The following is a 16,993-nucleotide window of genomic DNA, read 5'->3' on the forward strand; positions in this document are numbered from 1 at the left end:
GTCGCAGCAAGCTCATCAGCAGAACTATTTCAAGTTACTCGAAAAACAAAATACACGCGTTATTCCTGAAACCGGTACCCCACGCCCCAAATCGTTTCAATAAACTGAGGTAAAGAGGGGTTCTCCTCGATTTTTTCACGAATTTTCCGGATATGAACCGTAACGGTGGTATTATCTCCGATAGCGTCATATCCCCAAATTTGTTCAAATAAATGTTCCTTCGTAAAGACAATATTCGGGTTAGATGCTAAAAAATACAATAAATCATATTCTTTTGCGGTAAATATTTTCTCCTCGTTATCCAGAAAAACCCGCCGTGAACCATGATCAATCGTCAGGTTTTTTATATGAATTTCGTTCTCTTTCTTACCCCGCTTTGTTAAGCGGTCATACCTTGAAATATGAGCTGTTACTCTTGCAACCAGCTCATTCGGATTAAATGGCTTTACAATGTAATCATCTGCTCCCCTGCCAAATCTGCGAATCTTGTCGATATCCTCCTTTCTGGCTGTTACCATCAATATAGGTACATCCAATGTCTCGCGCAGCTTTTCACATAAATCAAACCCGTCTATCCCCGGCAGCATCAAATCTAATATAATAAGGCTGTAGGATTTTGCCGCTGCCAGCTTCAGTCCTTCTTCTCCTGTTGCAGCGATATCACTTTGAATTCCGTTTATCTCCAAATAGTCTCTTTCCAATTCAGCAATATCCTTCTCATCTTCAATAATCAACACACGTTGCATTTACATCACCTTCTTTAGTGTAAAGTAGATACTAGTCCCTTTACCTGGTTCACTTTTGGCCCAAACTGTCCCATCGTGCCCTTGAATTATCTTTTTGACAATCGACAATCCCAGACCGATGCCTCCTGTAGCAGAGTTTCTGGAAGTATCTGTCCGGTAAAAGCTTTCGAAAATATGCGGAATATCATTTTTACTTATCCCGCTTCCGTTATCCTTCATCTCCACAACTATTCTGCCAGACTCAGCTGTTAAGTTCACATGGATCTCCTTCTGTTCTTTGTCCATGTATTTTAAGCTGTTTTGAATAATGTTCATCACTACTCTTCTTAATTTTTCGCGGTCTGCTTCCACCATATAGCTGTTTTTTTTATCGGCTGATAAAATTGCTGTTCCCTGTTCCTTTTCCAGATTAAATGCTAATTCATCAATAAAATCGGTAAAGAAAGCATATACATCTACTCGTTCAAAGTGGAAGGCTTCTCTTTTTAAATCGAGCTTTGAATATAAAAATAATTCATCAATAAGTCCGTCCATATCATTTGCTGTTCGGTTAATCGTATCCATATACCTGTCCAGCTTTTCAGGGGTGTTCGCCACACCATCCTGAATTCCTTTCACATAGCCTTTCATGGAGGTCAGCGGGGTTTTTAAATCATGAGAGATACTGGCAATCAGCTCCTGGCGATTCTGTTCATATTGTTTCTGCTCTCTATCTGCTGCTTTCAATTTAAGACGCATCTGCTCAAACGTATTAGCAAGGTCGCCTAATTCATCCTTTTTGTCCGACTGGACACTGTATTCCAAATCGCCTTCACTGATTTTTTTTGCTGCCATAGATAATTTAGAAATCGGATTGATAATACTTTTGGACATAAAATAGGTCAGTAAACCGTTGGTCAGAACTAAAATAAGCGCAATCGCGATAAATCGGAATTGGACGAAGACCTTTAAATCGTTACCTTCTGGATTGCCGTTAAAAATGACAAAGAGGAAGTATCCTAAAAGGATCTCTGCTGCCAATAGTAAGACAACCGGGATAAGAATCATTGCTATATTGGATAAAATTAACCGTTTTCTGATGGACAATGGAAGCACCTTCCTTCGCTTATCATTATAATAGAATCCAGACAGCCATGCACAATCTCCTTTTCTTATCATCCTTGACGAAATATCCTGAATCTATAAAAGACGCTTTTCTGCTATTTTAGAAAAGCGCCCCTTTATCAGCTTCAGTTCTTTTTATATGGTATCGCAGAAGCTATCATACCTAATACTAATCCCCAAATAATATTCGTCATAAGAACACTGACCAGCGCAATTGGATTGGTTAGCGGTCCCTGTAAACTGCCATCAAGAATCGGTGATAGGATACCACTTAGTATAATGGCAAAAGCGGCATAGCTGACACCTGCCAAAACTAGTATTTTGATTGGATTATGCACCTCTTTCGATATAACAATAAGAATCCAGGCGATAGAAATCAATATTGTCATGACTATGCTCCCCGCCGCTTCACTGCCAAAGATATGAATGAATCCGGTTATTTTCATTAGTGGTCTAATCAGAGCTAAAGCACCTAATCCTAAAATCAGTGTAATATTTTGTTTATCCGCTTGATTATTTGTCATTTTCATCATTTCCTTTCTAAAATTCACTACTGTTTTTCATCTTTTCTACAGATAAAAAATTACATGGTATTTCTTATCTATTTCTAAAGCATTTCTTAAATTTTTCTTAAAGTGAATTTTTTTGTAAGTACAAAGGAATGAAAATGACACTTATACCTGATCAAGCATCAAAATATTTATAATGAAACAAGTTTAACAGCCCTGATAAGAGAGCAATATATTCAGCACCGCTCTCTTATCAGGGCTTATTTTTTATTTGATATTCATGTATAAAAGTTCATAATTTAACCCTAATAGCTTATACATCCGTATTTTCTGCAATAAGCTTTCTTTATCTACTCAGCCGGAAAAACTCTATGCACATTTCCTTATTGAATACATCCTCGTCTCCGCCACTCACTAACACCGATTAACACAAAAAGAAAAATTTCTATTCTTAAGCATTACATCCACCCGTTTTTTGAACTACCCCCACTTATCAACCTTATAAGTTGCTTGAAGTGGGAGATTCCTAAGAACACTAACCTATTGATCAGTTATGGATTAGGCTAGCCCCGCAGTCCCTGCGGTTATTCGCAATGCTTCCTTACAAAGATTGATACTTGCGTTCCTATCTCTTTGGTGATGGCATTGACAGCTATCACACGTCCATGCACGCAAAGCAGGATTTTTAACGTCCGGGTTTTGGTGTCCACAATTGGAACACAGCTGACTGGATGGATAGTTTTTAGCAACCGTAACAACCTGCTTTCCATACCAGGCCGCTTTATATTCCAGCATCGTTTGGAACGCTGACCAGGACACGTCGCTAATTGATTTTGCAAGATTGCGATTTTTTAACATGTTTTTCACAGACAAATCTTCTATCCCGATGATATCGTGGTTTTTGACTATCTCGGTGGAGATTTTATCTAACATGTCTTTTCTTTTATTAGCAATTTTTTCGTGAAGCCGGGCTACTTTTCGTTTTTGTTTCTGCCAATTTGCTGAGCCTGCCTGTCTTCTGGACAGAATCACTTGCGCTTTTGCCAATTTCTCTTCTAATGTTCGGAAAAATCTTGGATTTTCATACACCGTCCCATCGGAAAGGGTTGCAAAATCGGTTAATCCGACATCGATGCCTACAGAGAAACCTGTTTTTTCATAGTGCTTAACTTCCGTTTCCGCCGCAATCGAAACAAAGTATTTGCCTGAAGGATTGCATCGGATTGTTGCATTAATAATACGTCCTTCCACTTCCCGACTTTTGGCAAAACGAACCAATCCGAGCTTAGGCAGTTTGATATGTTTATCCAATACAGCAATGTTTCCATTGACCTGTTTCGTGGTATACGATTGAACAGGATTCTTTTTTGATTTAAAACAAGGTGCCTTATTCTGTTTCTTATAATAGCGCGTATAGGAATCATTCACGTTTTCCACCGCTTTTTGAAGAGCAATACTATCAACTTCTTTTAGGAAAGGATAGTTTTTCTTTAATTCCCGAACTGCTTTAATTGCCTTATTTTTATTGAAAAATTCGCCCTTCCAATTATTTTGAAGAAGCTGTCCGTTTTGTACCATTTCATTCACCGTATGCCAATAGTGGTCTTTTTCTTTTTGTTTTCCTGTAAAATAGTTGTAGACAAATCGGGAGCAGCCGATTGTCTTATGGATGCAGGTGATTTGTTTTTTGTTCGGATAGATACGAAAACGAAATGCTTTTTTTACTTTCATGCCTTCTTACCTCCTCCTGTCTATTATATCAGAAGAAGGATGACATTGGAACATTTGTTCGATTTAGTGTTGGACAGTCGAGACACCCAAAAGCAATCTTATGTGCATAGGAGATTCATCTCCCCCTTACCTCTTCGCGCTTGAAGAGGGAGTTTTCTCTCCTTTTTTTTATAAAATAAGCTCTCACATTCACCCAGGCTAAATATCCCACTCTCTCGCACGTAATATTGCCTGAGCCCGTGATTTCACCTGGAGTTTGCTATAGATTCTCGTTAGATAGACCCGTATCGTACCTTCTGACAGAAACAGCTGATTTGCCATCTCCCGGTTGGAAGCCCCGCTTACCAATAGATGAAGGACATCTCTCTCCCGTGAGGTCAGCGTATTTAACCCTTCATCAGGCAGTCCTACAGGCTTGCCCAGAGCAGCCAGTTCCTCCAGAAAATCAGATGGAACTTCATCTCGGAAAGAATCGTTGGTTCTTTTATATATCTGATAATCCTTCAATAAATGGCCAAATCCAGGTTCATCCGTAAAAATTCGTTTGTAGCCGTACTGAGAACCTGATATAAGAGCTGTATGCAAATTGACATATGCAAGGCTCTCCTGCTTCAATTTTTTATAGCAGCTGGCTGTTAAAATAGAAGCTTCAATCATTAAATCGGTCTGATCTATTTTCATAGCATATTCATGCACCTGCATGGCAATTCTCAATGCCTCCTGCCACGCTTTCTTTGCCATTAACAGCCGGCAATAAACTAATAGCCACAGCTCCTGACCCAGCTCTATCTGCAAAGGATCCGGTCGTTGAGTCTTAAATAACTCCGTCTCTGCTGCTTCGATTTTATTTTCTTTTAAATAAGCTAATGCCTTCATCGATTGACTGGATCGATGCCAATACCATTCAGATACTTGGCTTATTGTATGATCCCATACAGTATGCGCTGCTGATGTTTGCCCTTGTGCCATAAATACTTTCCCTTTCAAAATGGATAACGGCACATATAACCCGCGATCATTAAATTGATAGGCATAATTAAGACCTTCTTTAATTTCCAGCAGTGCCTCCTCCAGCCGGCCCGCTTCATAAAGTATTTCCGCAAACAAACCATGGCTGTATCCCATGACACGATGCTCCTTAAATTCAGTCTGCCGAAAAATTGCTAAAAATGCCCGTATATCCTTGATACTGGAATACTGTCCCTTTGTTCCGAGCGGAGTACGTGTAAGTTTCGCATGATATGGATTGTACTGTACCGGGGCACCGTACCATTTACCATTAATCAGACCCTGGGTCACCTGTTTTGTAATTAATTCGATAAATGTATCTAAATTCCCTAAAGCAAGGTGAACATATGCCCTTAGCGAAAGAAGAATGCTTACGAGCTCAGCATGCTCGTCCTTGTCTTTCCATCCATCCTGTTCATGACGGTTATCCAGTTCTTTTATCGCCACAGCTACCTTTTCCATATCTTGAATGGTCATCAGCGAAATAGCATATATCAACAGTGTTTCTACATGGACAGGATATGCTGCTGCGCGCAGATTATCTACCCAGTGAATAAGCAGCCTGATTTGACCACTATAAAAAATATCAAGTAATTGGTCATTAATCCATTGATCTGCCAATGTATACAGCTGCTGTTCAAGCACTAAATCAATAGCCGTATTGTATTCTCCTCTGGCATATAACAGACTGCCAGCTTTTTTGATAAGAGCCTCCACCTCCTCGCCCGTATATGTATTATTCCGTTGCTGATCCAAAACTTCCGCTAACAGCTGATGATAACGGAAGGTCTGCTTCTTTGGTGACAAGCGAGTAGTAAAGATACCAAGATCAACTAATACAGACAATTGCTCATAGCTGTTACTACATCCTGTCAGCTCATTGCATAAATCCGGATCTAATACTTTTAGCATCGATGTTTGCAGCAGAAACTGCTGTGTACTTTCAGGCAAGGTAGAAAATATCTCCTGTATGATATATTCTGTAACAAAAGAGACTGAGTTATTTAAAGAGCCCGCATTTCTCTCCTCTGATATCCCGCCTAATTGAACGCCTGCAGCCCAGCCTCCTGTTTTACTCAAAATCTTCTGACAAAATTCTGTTTTATTCATGATTATACGCTTCTTCTGATAGAATACTTCTACTTCCTGGTAGGTGAAGGATAACTCGTCAGTACCAATTTCTGACACCCAATTTTTCACTCGCCATGAAGCTATGGGAAGCGGTAATTTTGTTCTGCTGGCTATATATAGATGAATATGATCCGGCAAATAATTAATAAGGCGTGAAATCATCTCATGAATGATATCCAGCTCAATATGATGATAGTCATCTAATACAATATGCACAGGAGATTCTATTATCATCAATTCATTCAACAGTGAATCGATAATCAGTTCAAAAGGAGGCATATATTGCAAATCAAATAGATGCTCCAGCCTTTCATCTATCGGCTGCCTTGTTGCTTGAGCGACAGCCTTAAAAATATATTGCCAGAAACGACTCGGGTCATTATCCATAACATCAATGGATAACCAGGCTGCAGGTTCATCTAATTGCTGAATCCATTGGCTTAATATTGTTGTTTTCCCATAACCAGCTGCAGCTTGCACAATAGTAACCCTTGGATGAGGTTTTTTCTGCAGTAATGCATATAAGCGGTCTCTGTAAATAGCCGCTTCAGGAACCTTAGGAGCAGTTGTTTTAGAATATAACCAGACAGCCTGCATAATTATTCATCTCCTCATCATTCTATTTTATGTAGGCAATACGACTTGCATCCTATTATACATGTTTTTCTTTTAAAGGGTTACTTATATTAATTTAGTAGGATTTAAGATTGATTTTTTGTTTCAATGTCTACCATTTAATATTTCTGGCAATAAATATTATATATTCTACAAAAATAGCGGAATTTTTCATGATAAAATCTATAATCGGGACTTTTCTATTTTGTTTGTGTCCGAGAAATAACTCGTAAAAGAATATTTCCGGGGAAATAATGTCGATAAATGTAACATTAATAAATATTCTTATAATCATTATTAATAATCCTTCATATCATATCTGGAATAACCCCTCCAATCGCGCATGATAGCAAGCTTATAACAAGTTTGTGAAACATTTCACAAACTTGTAACAGTTTTATCAGTCAGAAAATGCTATGCTATAGCCAAGATAATTAAAGGGGTGATAAAACATGATTCTAAATGAATGGAAAGATTTTAATACAGATGCTGAATCGTACTCACAGGATTTTTTTGAACAACAAATTGGCGATAAGTTTGAGGCTATGTGTCTGGAAGAAGGTCATGACATACCCAACTATATTTGGACGAAGCATTATACCGTGGTTATTAAACCCAACACATGTGTTATTAAAGATGTTTCTTTTGTCAAAGTCCCCCGCCATCCGTCAATAGTGTAAGTATATTTTTTTGATACATCTTGCTCAATATTTCACAATATAATAAGGAGTGTTTAATTATGATTACAAAAGAGAAGATGAAACAGGAAATAACGGTTGAGGAAAGTATTGATAAGCTGGTTAAAAATGCACAGACAGCATTAACAGAGATGCGGCAATTAAATCAGGAGCAGATCGACCAGATTGTCAAAGAAATGGCACTTGCTGGTTTAGATCAGCATATGCAGCTTGCTAAATTAGCCATTGAAGAGACAGGAAGGGGTGTATATGAGGATAAAATCATCAAAAATATCTTTGCCACAGAATATGTATATCATAATATCAAGTATGATAGAACAATTGGCATCATCAGCGAGAACGAACAGGAGGGCGTGGTGGAAATAGCGGAGCCGATCGGTGTAATTGCCGGTGTAACACCTGTAACGAACCCGACCTCTACCACGTTATTTAAATCCATTATATCTATCAAAACAGGCAACCCGATTATCTTTGCCTTTCACCCGTCTGCACAAAAATGCAGTTCTGAGGCTGCAAGAATTGTGCATGAAGCTGCTGTAAAAGCCGGCGCACCAAGAAATTGCATTCAGTGGATTGAGAAACCGTCTATTGAAGCAACACAGACACTTATGAAGCATAATGGTGTAGCAACGATTCTGGCAACAGGCGGCTCAGGTATGGTGAAGTCAGCATACAGCTCCGGAAAACCGGCGTTAGGAGTAGGAGCCGGGAACGTTCCCTGCTATATCGAAAAATCAGTGAACGTGAAGCGGGCGGTAAATGATGTGATTCTATCTAAATCATTTGATAATGGCATGATTTGTGCCTCTGAGCAGGCCATTATCGTTGATAAAGAAATCTATGATCAAGTGAAACAGGAAATGATAGATAATAGTGTGTATTTCTTAAAGCCGGAGGAAAAGGCAAAAGTAGAAAAGCTGGTCATCAATGAGAATACCTGTGCCGTGAATCCTGCCATTGTTGGTATGGGAGCTGCAAAAATTGCCGAGATGGCTGGTGTTCAGGTTCCTCAGGATACAAAAATACTTGTCGCCGAACTGACTGGTGTGGGAGCTGACCACCCTCTTTCCCGAGAGAAGCTAAGCCCTGTCCTTGCTGCTTACAAAGTAAACAGTACCGAGGAAGGTCTCAAGCGTGCTGAGGAAATGCTGGAATTTGGCGGTTTGGGACATTCTGCCGTGCTTCATTCAGATAATCAAGCCATACAGGATATATTCGGTAAAAGAATGAAAGCAGGACGAATAATCTTGAACGCGCCATCCTCACATGGAGCAATTGGAGATATCTATAATGCTTACCTGCCATCATTGACGCTTGGATGCGGATCATATGGCGGCAACTCCGTCTCCACAAATGTAGGAGCAATGAATTTAATAAACGTTAAAAAAATGGCGAGAAGGAATGTGAATATGCAGTGGTTCAAGGTACCGCCTAAAATATATTTTGAAAAAAATGCTGTTCAATACCTGGCGAAAATGCCGAATGTATCAAAAGCCTTTATTGTAACCGATCCGATGATGGTTGAATTAGGTTATGTAGACAAGGTACTCTATTATTTACGCAGACGCCCGGATTATGTACATTGTGAAATCTTCTCTGATGTAGAGGCAGACCCTTCAAAGGACACCGTGATGCGCGGGGCAGCAGCAATAGATGCCTTCCAGCCGGATGTTATTATTGCACTCGGCGGCGGCTCAGCGATGGATGCTGCTAAAGGCATGTGGCTGTTTCATGAACATCCGGATACAGCATTTAATGGCCTAAAGCAAAAATTTATGGATATTCGTAAACGCGTCTATAAATATCCAAAGCTGGGTCAGCAGGCACAATTTGTTGCGATTCCGACTACTTCCGGAACAGGATCTGAAGTAACTTCATTCTCTGTTATTACTGATAAAGAAACCAATACAAAGTATCCTTTGGCTGATTATGAGTTAACACCGGATGTAGCGATTATTGACCCGCAGTTTGTTATGACAGTGCCAAAAACCGTTACAGCAGATACCGGGATGGATGTATTGACCCATGCAATCGAGTCTTATGTTTCCAACATGGCAAACGATTATACTGACGGGCTTGCTATTAAAGCAATTCAGCTTGTATTTGAATATCTGCCTCAAGCGTATCGTGATGGCAGTAATGCCTTGGCAAGAGAAAAAATGCATAATGCTTCTACCATTGCCGGCATGGCATTTGCCAATGCATTCTTAGGTATCAACCATAGCCTGGCACATAAATTGGGAGCAGCATTCCATATTGCGCATGGTCGTGCCAATGCTATTCTTTTACCGCATGTTATTCGATATAATGCCAAGAAACCGACAAAATTCGTCTTATTTCCTAAATATGAGCATTTTGTCGCCGACAAACGCTATGCAGAGATTGCAAGAGTACTAGGTTTACCAGCAGCCACAACTGACCAGGGAGTAGAAAGCTTAGTGCAGGCAATCTACCAGCTAGCTGAAGAATTGCATATCCCGATGAGTATTGCAGAAAATGGTGTAGATGCTAAAGAGTTTGAGGCACAGGTAGATGCTCTTGCCGATCGTGCTTTTGAGGATCAATGTACGACAGCGAATCCTAAATTACCGCTTGTAACAGAATTGGCCGAGGTTTATCGCCAGGCCTATAAGGGATAATTTGCACGTAGAAACATTATACAAAAAGCTCTCCGTTTCGATTGTAAACGGGGAGCTTTTTGTATAGCGTTTTTAAGAAACATACATTTAATACTTGAGAAAAATTTAGAATTTTCATAACAAAATTTTTAAATCATGTTATAATTTACCTTAATAAAAGAAGGAGGCACACGTCCAATGGTAAACAAATAAAATGAGAAAATCTAAAATTATTTTATTAAATATAGAATAAACATGTAGATTTTCTCTTTCATAGAATTCACATTTAGAATAGAGGAGACCTGACATGTTAAATAAATTAAGTGATACAATTTATTATTTATCGAATCAAGATAATAAAGAGCGGCCAACCTTGGGATTGGTGTGTGGTGAACAATACAGTTTAATCATAGACGCTGGTAATTCTGTTCAACATGCCAAAGACTTTTTAATAGAAATCGAGAAGCTGGATGTACCACCAGTTAAGTATGTCGTTATTACCCACGGGCATTGGGATCACTTTCTGGGAATGAATGAATTTGATGCAGCTGTTATCGTTAATAGCCGAACAAATGAAATAATAAAAGAATGGGAAAGTTACTCCTTTGATAATCATTCGCTTCAAAAAAACGTGGGTACGAACCGGTTGGGTGATTTATTTATGGAGATTATGCAAACTGATATGCCAAACAGGGATAGTTTTAAGTTGAACTCCTCCGATATCATCTTTGAAAATACATTAACGATTGATTTAGGGAATAAAGTTTGTTTACTAGAAACGATTAAAAGTACGCATACAGACGACTCTACAGTCATTTATGTTCCTGATGAAAAAGTTATTTTTCTAGGTGATTCTGCATATGGCAAGACGACAAATTCTTTATTTCATTACAAACAGGCATTATTATTGCCTATGATTGAAGACATTTCGAAATATAATGCCGAAATGTTCCTGCTTGGTCATGAATCAATCTGTGATTTAGATGAAATGAATCTATATTGGGAAGAGCTGACAGCAGCAAATCAGGCTGTAAACTCTGCCTCACTCGAGCATGCTATAAAGTGCTTTAAGGAAGATAATAAAAGAGACCCTAATGATAATGAATTATTTTTCATAAAAGCATTTGTTAACGACCAAATCATTCAATCACAGTAGCCCTATAGAATACATCCATTCAATATACAAATTAGCCATCTCATGATTGAGGTGGCTTTTTAATTACTCATAGTTTTTAAAAAATGAAGGTGTCTTTATTGCATCTTTTCTAATCTATGTATGTTATAACATCCAAAAATATGTTATAGTAATATGAAATACGTTTCCCAGATAGAGAATACAACTATTTATGGAGGAAAAGTTAATGAAGGAATTTACAGATCACATTGGTAAAAACCTGCAAACCATCCGCAAAGAGCGGAGCTTGAGTTTAGATAAAACTGCGAAAATTACAGAAGTAAGTAAAGCCATGCTTGCACAAATCGAAAGAGGAGATTCTGTCCCAACAGTAACAACACTTTGGAAAATCGCCAATGGTCTTAAGGTATCCTTTTCATCCCTGATCAGTCAGCAGACAGGCGCAATCAGAGTGATAAAAAAGCAAGACAGGCATTTGGTTACAGAAGAAGAAAACCATTATCGAGTACATATTGTAGTACCCTTTTCTCCGGAAAAACAATTCGAGGTTTTTTCTGTCGAACTGGATCCCGGGAACGAACAAAAGTCATTACCGCACAACCCCGGTGTAGAAGAGCATGTATTTGTAAAAGAAGGTCAATTAGAGATGGATATTGACGGCAATGTCGAAGCTGTTGCGAAAGATGACGCAATTATATTTAATGGGAATCAACCCCATATTTACAGGAATATTGGAGACGAGGTGCTTCATCTCCTTGTACTAATCTATTACGCAAAATGAATGATTTTTTGTTTGAAAGCGAGTGAATGAAGAATGTCTTTACACGATCATCTATCAACATTGAAGTATGCCTTCCCAAAAACGCTGCCAATACTGGCCGGTTTTGCTTTTTTAGGCATTGCTTACGGCGTTTACATGCATTCCTTAGGATTTCAGCCAATCTACGCCATCTTAATGAGCGTACTCATTTTTGCCGGCTCGATGGAATTTGTAGCTGGAAGTTTATTATTAGGTGCCTTTAACCCGCTAAGCGCCTTTCTATTAACCTTAATGATAAATGCCAGACATCTTTTCTATGGTATCTCTATGTTAGATAAATTCAAAGGGACCGGGAAGAAAAAGGTTTATCTTATCTATGGAATGTGCGATGAATCATTTGTTATTAATAATACCTCGCGCATCCCCTCTGATATAAATAATGGCTGGTTTATGTTCTATGTTACCTTGTTAAATCAAATTTATTGGGTTGGCGGGACTACAATCGGAAGCTTATTCGGCTCCATGATTACGTTTAATACGGAAGGTCTGGAATTTGTTATGACGGCACTGTTTGTCGTTATCTTTTTAGACCAATGGCTGAAAGAACGCAATCATATAAGCTCTGTAATAGGGATAGCCGCTTCCATCTTATGTTTAATCCTATTTGGTACAGAACATTTTATTATCCCTGCCATGCTTATTATATTAATTTTTCTGACCTTGATTAAAAAATTCATCACAAAGCATGAGGTGATTTCCTAATGATGACAATAACGCAGCAAATCATCATTATTGCTTCAGTAGTTATAGGTACCTTATTAACGAGGTTCCTGCCATTTATGATATTTAAAGCAGATAAACCCACGCCTAAATACATTAAATATCTGGGATATGTCTTACCACCGGCTGTATTTGGATTATTGGTTGTTTATTCGTTAAAGGATGTAACCCTCACATCATTAGAAGGCTTCCTGCCAGAGCTTCTTGCAATAGGGTTGATTATTGTCTTACATTACTGGAGGCGGAGCATGCTCTTGTCTATTGCAGGCGGGACAGTGTTTTATATGTTTTTGGTTCAGGGTGTGTTTTGATGAAAAAATTTATGATTAAATAAAAAAAGACCATCACTACTTGTCCCATACCAATGAAGGAAGTAGTGATGGTTTTGTTTTACCGTTTTATCCTAATACTTTACGACTAATTATAGTTAGATTTCATTACTTATAATAAGATATGCCGCACAAATGTCGCTTTGATCTGTTCACCCTGATTTATTTGCTTGTGCTCTATTCAAGATTAGCATGTTTACCATACATCTTATGGGAATCTAATCCTTTTTTCTCCATACAGCGTAAAATTAAGGCATCATAAAATAGTAGTGTTGTTTGCTCAAAAAGAGAGCCCATTGGCTGAATCGTCTTATAATCGCCTTCAGACTGATCCTTCGTTACTCCCGGTAATTCAATCGTAATATCGGCTAGCTTGCCAATGGTTGATTGAGGAGAAACTGTCACAGCTGCAACTACTCCTCCTAAGCTTTTCGCTTTTTCAGCAATGGCGCCTAACGTTTTCGTTTCTCCTGATCCTGATCCGATAATTAATAAATCATTTTTCTCTAAATTAGCTGTTACGGTCTCACCAACTGCATACGCGTCTATACCCATATGCATCATTCGCATAACAAAGGATTTCGCCATGAATCCGGATCTTCCTGCGCCAGCCACAAAAACCTTCTTGGATTCTAATATCTGATTCACTAATTTCTCTGTTTCTGAATCAGATATTAGCGCAGCTGTTTGGCTTAATTCTTGAACAATTTTGGTTAAATATTGGGTTGTTTTCATCTTTACATTACCCTTGTAAAATTAATTCTTTTATTTCGCTTGCAGCAGCTTTTTTATCTTCTTTACCTGTGATTCCTCCGCCTACGATAACTAAATCAGGCTGATGTTTAACTACTTCAGCAAGTGTTTCTAATTTAATTCCGCCTGCAATAGCCGTTTTTGCATTTTTTACAACACCTTTAATTGTGTGTAAATCCTCAAAGGAATTTTGCCCTACAGCTTGCAGATCATATCCTGTATGGACACAGATATAATCAGCACCGAGTTCATCCAGCTCTTTTGCACGTGTTTCAATATCTTTTACAGCAATCATATCTACAAGGATTTGTTTGCCTTGCTTTTTCGCCTCTTCTACAGCCCCTTTAATGGACTCATCTTCTGCTGCACCAAGAATTGTGATGATGTCAGCACCTGCTGCAGCTGCTTGGCTCACTTCATACCCAGCCGCATCCATAATTTTCAGGTCTGCTAATACAGTTAAATCAGGAAATGCTGCTTTTACTTCTTTCACTGCTTTTAGACCTTCATTAATTACCACAGGTGTCCCAATCTCCACTACATCCACATACTCTTCTACCTCTTTTACTAATTCAATTGCCCCTTGAATATCGACAAGATCTAACGCTAATTGTAATTTCATTATATTCGCTCCCTTTCATACTTTTTTGATTTTATTGTGCTGAACGATTATTGTAAGGAAAGCTTGCTATTGTCACTTGAAACCCTATTTACGTATCAGCATGTCATCAAGTATACTGAGTATATCCAGAAATGAGAAGTACGCACTTTTACCGCATATAGTGCTAAAAAGTATACTATGAGATGAAATAAAGCAGAGGTGAATGGAATGCCGAATTTAGGAGAGAGAACGTTTAATTGTGAAAAGGAATTAACACTTGCAGTCATTGGCGGGAAGTGGAAAATGTTGATCTTGTGGCATCTGGGCAAGGAAGGAACAAAACGTTTTGGTGAGCTGAAGGCCCTTATGCCCGGTATTACCCAAAGAATGCTCGTTAATCAATTGCGCGAGCTGGAAGATCATTTGATTGTACATCGTGAAGTATATCCAGTTGTTCCGCCCAAAGTGGAGTATTCTCTTACAGAGCATGGTGAAAAGCTTTTGCCGATTTTAGATGCGATGTATGAATGGGGCAAGGATTATATTGCGAATGTTTTAGAAAACGAAACAGAGAATCAGTCAGCTATGGAATAGGTAAATTTTTTTTTGTATGCTATGCGTTACCTATTTTGATTTTGTAAATTGATGATTCATTCACAAAAAAGTATGAGCCAGCCTTGGACGGTAAAAACCGTCCAAGGCTGGCTCATATATTTTTATACCTCTCTCCTTCTAGTCCTTTTGCAATAACCTCGAAAAAGGTCTAAAATAATCAAATAGACACTTAACCAATCAAACACCTTACACATTTGTTCGACAAATTTGTTCAATTCCCCTTTTCCCCGGCTGGTTCGGATCCATATTACAAAACGGCAAAGGAAAGCAATAGCTGTTTTATCGATTTTTGCTTCCACGTGTTGAAACTTCAACGAATATCCAGACTCTTCTCTTCAATAATTTTTTTAATAAGAAAGTAATTTAAATAAATACCCAATAGAATAAAAAAACAACTGTACAAATGATAAGTAATGGTTTTGTTTTACCAACTAATATAAGGCCAATTAAATTTGATGATACACTTCCTTTTTTTTATTTACTTCCCTCTCCCTTTTTTCTTGTCTTCTAAAGTGAATAAAAGAAACCGTACCTGCCAAAAAACACGTTCCCGCTAAAAAAATAAAGGCATATTTCATAGATAAATGCTCATAAATACCCCCGCTAATTATTGGAAAAATAGTCATTCCCAACGCATAGACTGCTTGAAAGAAGCCCATTGCGGTAGAACGCTTTTGTTCAGGAATTGTTTGCATGGCACTGGAGGTCAGGAGTGAGAACAAAACCCCTGTACCTATACCGGGTATCAGCTGTAAAAGGCAAACAAGTAAGATAGAATTTGACTGGGGAACGAGTACGCAATAAATGCCGAGGAAGAGAAAGCTGAAACAAATCCATCGCTTCATAGACATTATTTCCAGGAATTTTGTCGAAGCCAACCTGGCGAAAATGACAGCTGACAGCATATAAATAATAGACGATACACCGATGACCAGATTAGAACCGCCGAGCTCCTGAACAATCTGGTTTGTAAAGGACATCGTGGTGGACATTTGCACACCCTGCTGTACCAATGCTAAGCAGGAAAAAAGAACTAAATTTTTATTTGCTGTCACCTTTATTAATTCCTTGAAGGAAACCTTATTCGTATAGTTAGATGGTTTGGTTGAATGAAGAAAGAAAGCGAGTACAAAGCCTATGAGTCCTGCGGCTAAGCTGAAAGCACAAATCATCATCATGCCGACTTTATCGTAGAGGAGCGTACTGGTTACAAAACCAAGCAGCATACCGGCATTATTAGCCATAATAATCCTGCTGGTTGCCCGTACTTGATCGTTTTGAGAGAAAAAGCTCATATAAAGAATCATAAAAGAAATCCAGGTGGCGCTTGCAGTTCCGGACAAGATATTACCAAGAAAAAAGCCAATATCATCTGGCAGCAAAATCCTGCTTAAAGAGGCACCGCCCGCAAATAGAGAACCAAACAGGATAAACAGCTTATGATTGCTGCTAAGATCAGCCAAAATACCTGCCGGCAGCCGGAGCATAAGCTGTGAAATGCCGTATGCACCAATAATAATTCCTACTAGATTAATAGAAATACTTTCCAGAAGTAAGTAGGTAGTCTGGTAGGGTATGTAAACATATTGAGCGAACCAGAAGCATACAACAATCCATAAAATCAATGATGTCTGCTTTTTTTGTGTGTTATCCATCTTTTCATTACTCCTTCTTGCATTAAAATATGCTCAAATAAACCTTAGGCCGGCTCCGTATTATCGAGCTTTTATCTCCTAATTTTCACTGTCTCAACGGTAAGTTTTCCCGCTTTTTTTAACCATTTTAAAATAAAGATTTTTCACAGTAATCTCCATTTCAAAGTTCTAATGCAGTATCATATCCTAAGATTAAAATTTGCAC

The 16,993-nt window shown here is 38.5% G+C and carries 15 protein-coding genes; 7 read left to right on the forward strand and 8 right to left on the reverse strand.

Annotation, left to right across the window (positions count from 1 at the left end):
- Positions 1-59 precede the first annotated feature (59 nt).
- The 5 genes from BN1068_RS22765 to BN1068_RS22785 all read right to left on the reverse strand — a co-directional run bounded on the left by BN1068_RS22765 (position 60) and on the right by BN1068_RS22785 (position 6,826).
- On the reverse strand, positions 60-746 hold the full coding sequence (locus tag BN1068_RS22765) for a response regulator transcription factor (RefSeq protein WP_077605063.1): 687 nt from the start codon (positions 744-746) through the stop codon (positions 60-62).
- Complete coding sequence (locus tag BN1068_RS22770; protein WP_254846862.1) at positions 747-1,904, reverse strand: sensor histidine kinase; 1,158 nt, start codon at positions 1,902-1,904, stop codon at positions 747-749. It lies immediately after the preceding gene.
- A gap of 71 nt (positions 1,905-1,975) precedes the next feature.
- Positions 1,976-2,374, reverse strand: a complete 399-nt coding sequence (locus tag BN1068_RS22775; protein ID WP_077605065.1) for a hypothetical protein — start codon at positions 2,372-2,374, stop codon at positions 1,976-1,978.
- Between the two features lie 543 nt (positions 2,375-2,917).
- Positions 2,918-4,090, reverse strand: coding sequence for an IS200/IS605 family element RNA-guided endonuclease TnpB (gene tnpB, locus BN1068_RS22780; RefSeq protein WP_077605066.1), 1,173 nt, complete (start codon positions 4,088-4,090; stop codon positions 2,918-2,920).
- Between the two features lie 198 nt (positions 4,091-4,288).
- Positions 4,289-6,826, reverse strand: a complete 2,538-nt coding sequence (locus tag BN1068_RS22785; protein WP_077605067.1) for a winged helix-turn-helix domain-containing protein — start codon at positions 6,824-6,826, stop codon at positions 4,289-4,291.
- A 470-nt stretch (positions 6,827-7,296) separates the two neighbouring features.
- Here BN1068_RS22785 and BN1068_RS22795 point away from each other — a divergent pair, with 470 nt between their 5' ends.
- The 6 genes from BN1068_RS22795 (at position 7,297) to BN1068_RS22820 (ending at position 13,146) form a co-directional block, all read left to right on the forward strand.
- The gene (locus tag BN1068_RS22795) at positions 7,297-7,524 is read left to right on the forward strand and encodes a hypothetical protein (protein WP_077605069.1); all 228 of its coding nucleotides are present in this window, start codon (positions 7,297-7,299) and stop codon (positions 7,522-7,524) included.
- 59 nt (positions 7,525-7,583) lie between these two features.
- Positions 7,584-10,181 (forward strand): bifunctional acetaldehyde-CoA/alcohol dehydrogenase, encoded by a 2,598-nt coding sequence (adhE, locus tag BN1068_RS22800; RefSeq protein ID WP_139344912.1) that lies wholly within the window; start codon positions 7,584-7,586, stop codon positions 10,179-10,181.
- 286 nt (positions 10,182-10,467) lie between these two features.
- A complete protein-coding gene (locus BN1068_RS22805; RefSeq protein ID WP_077605070.1) occupies positions 10,468-11,316 on the forward strand; it encodes an MBL fold metallo-hydrolase in 849 nt (282 codons plus the stop codon).
- Between the two features lie 205 nt (positions 11,317-11,521).
- Positions 11,522-12,076, forward strand: a complete 555-nt coding sequence (locus BN1068_RS22810; RefSeq protein ID WP_077605071.1) for a helix-turn-helix domain-containing protein — start codon at positions 11,522-11,524, stop codon at positions 12,074-12,076.
- A 33-nt stretch (positions 12,077-12,109) separates the two neighbouring features.
- Positions 12,110-12,817: an AzlC family ABC transporter permease gene (locus BN1068_RS22815; protein WP_077605072.1), complete on the forward strand. Its 708-nt coding sequence runs from the start codon at positions 12,110-12,112 to the stop codon at positions 12,815-12,817.
- Between the two features lie 2 nt (positions 12,818-12,819).
- Positions 12,820-13,146, forward strand: coding sequence for a branched-chain amino acid transporter permease (locus BN1068_RS22820; protein WP_077605214.1), 327 nt, complete (start codon positions 12,820-12,822; stop codon positions 13,144-13,146).
- A gap of 195 nt (positions 13,147-13,341) precedes the next feature.
- Here the strand turns inward: BN1068_RS22820 and hxlB are convergent, their stop codons facing one another.
- Together hxlB and hxlA are read right to left on the reverse strand one after the other, a co-directional pair.
- Positions 13,342-13,899, reverse strand: a complete 558-nt coding sequence (gene hxlB, locus BN1068_RS22825) for a 6-phospho-3-hexuloisomerase (protein ID WP_077605073.1) — start codon at positions 13,897-13,899, stop codon at positions 13,342-13,344.
- A 7-nt stretch (positions 13,900-13,906) separates the two neighbouring features.
- On the reverse strand, positions 13,907-14,539 hold the full coding sequence (gene hxlA, locus BN1068_RS22830; protein ID WP_077605074.1) for a 3-hexulose-6-phosphate synthase: 633 nt from the start codon (positions 14,537-14,539) through the stop codon (positions 13,907-13,909).
- A gap of 207 nt (positions 14,540-14,746) precedes the next feature.
- Here hxlA and BN1068_RS22835 point away from each other — a divergent pair, with 207 nt between their 5' ends.
- Positions 14,747-15,112 (forward strand): winged helix-turn-helix transcriptional regulator, encoded by a 366-nt coding sequence (locus tag BN1068_RS22835; RefSeq protein ID WP_077605075.1) that lies wholly within the window; start codon positions 14,747-14,749, stop codon positions 15,110-15,112.
- 467 nt (positions 15,113-15,579) lie between these two features.
- Here the strand turns inward: BN1068_RS22835 and BN1068_RS22840 are convergent, their stop codons facing one another.
- Complete coding sequence (locus tag BN1068_RS22840) at positions 15,580-16,788, reverse strand: MFS transporter (RefSeq protein WP_077605076.1); 1,209 nt, start codon at positions 16,786-16,788, stop codon at positions 15,580-15,582.
- Positions 16,789-16,993: the final 205 nt, after the last annotated feature.

The sequence above is a fragment of the Oceanobacillus sojae genome, assembly GCF_900162665.1.
Lineage (GTDB): Bacteria > Bacillota > Bacilli > Bacillales > Amphibacillaceae > Oceanobacillus > Oceanobacillus sojae_A.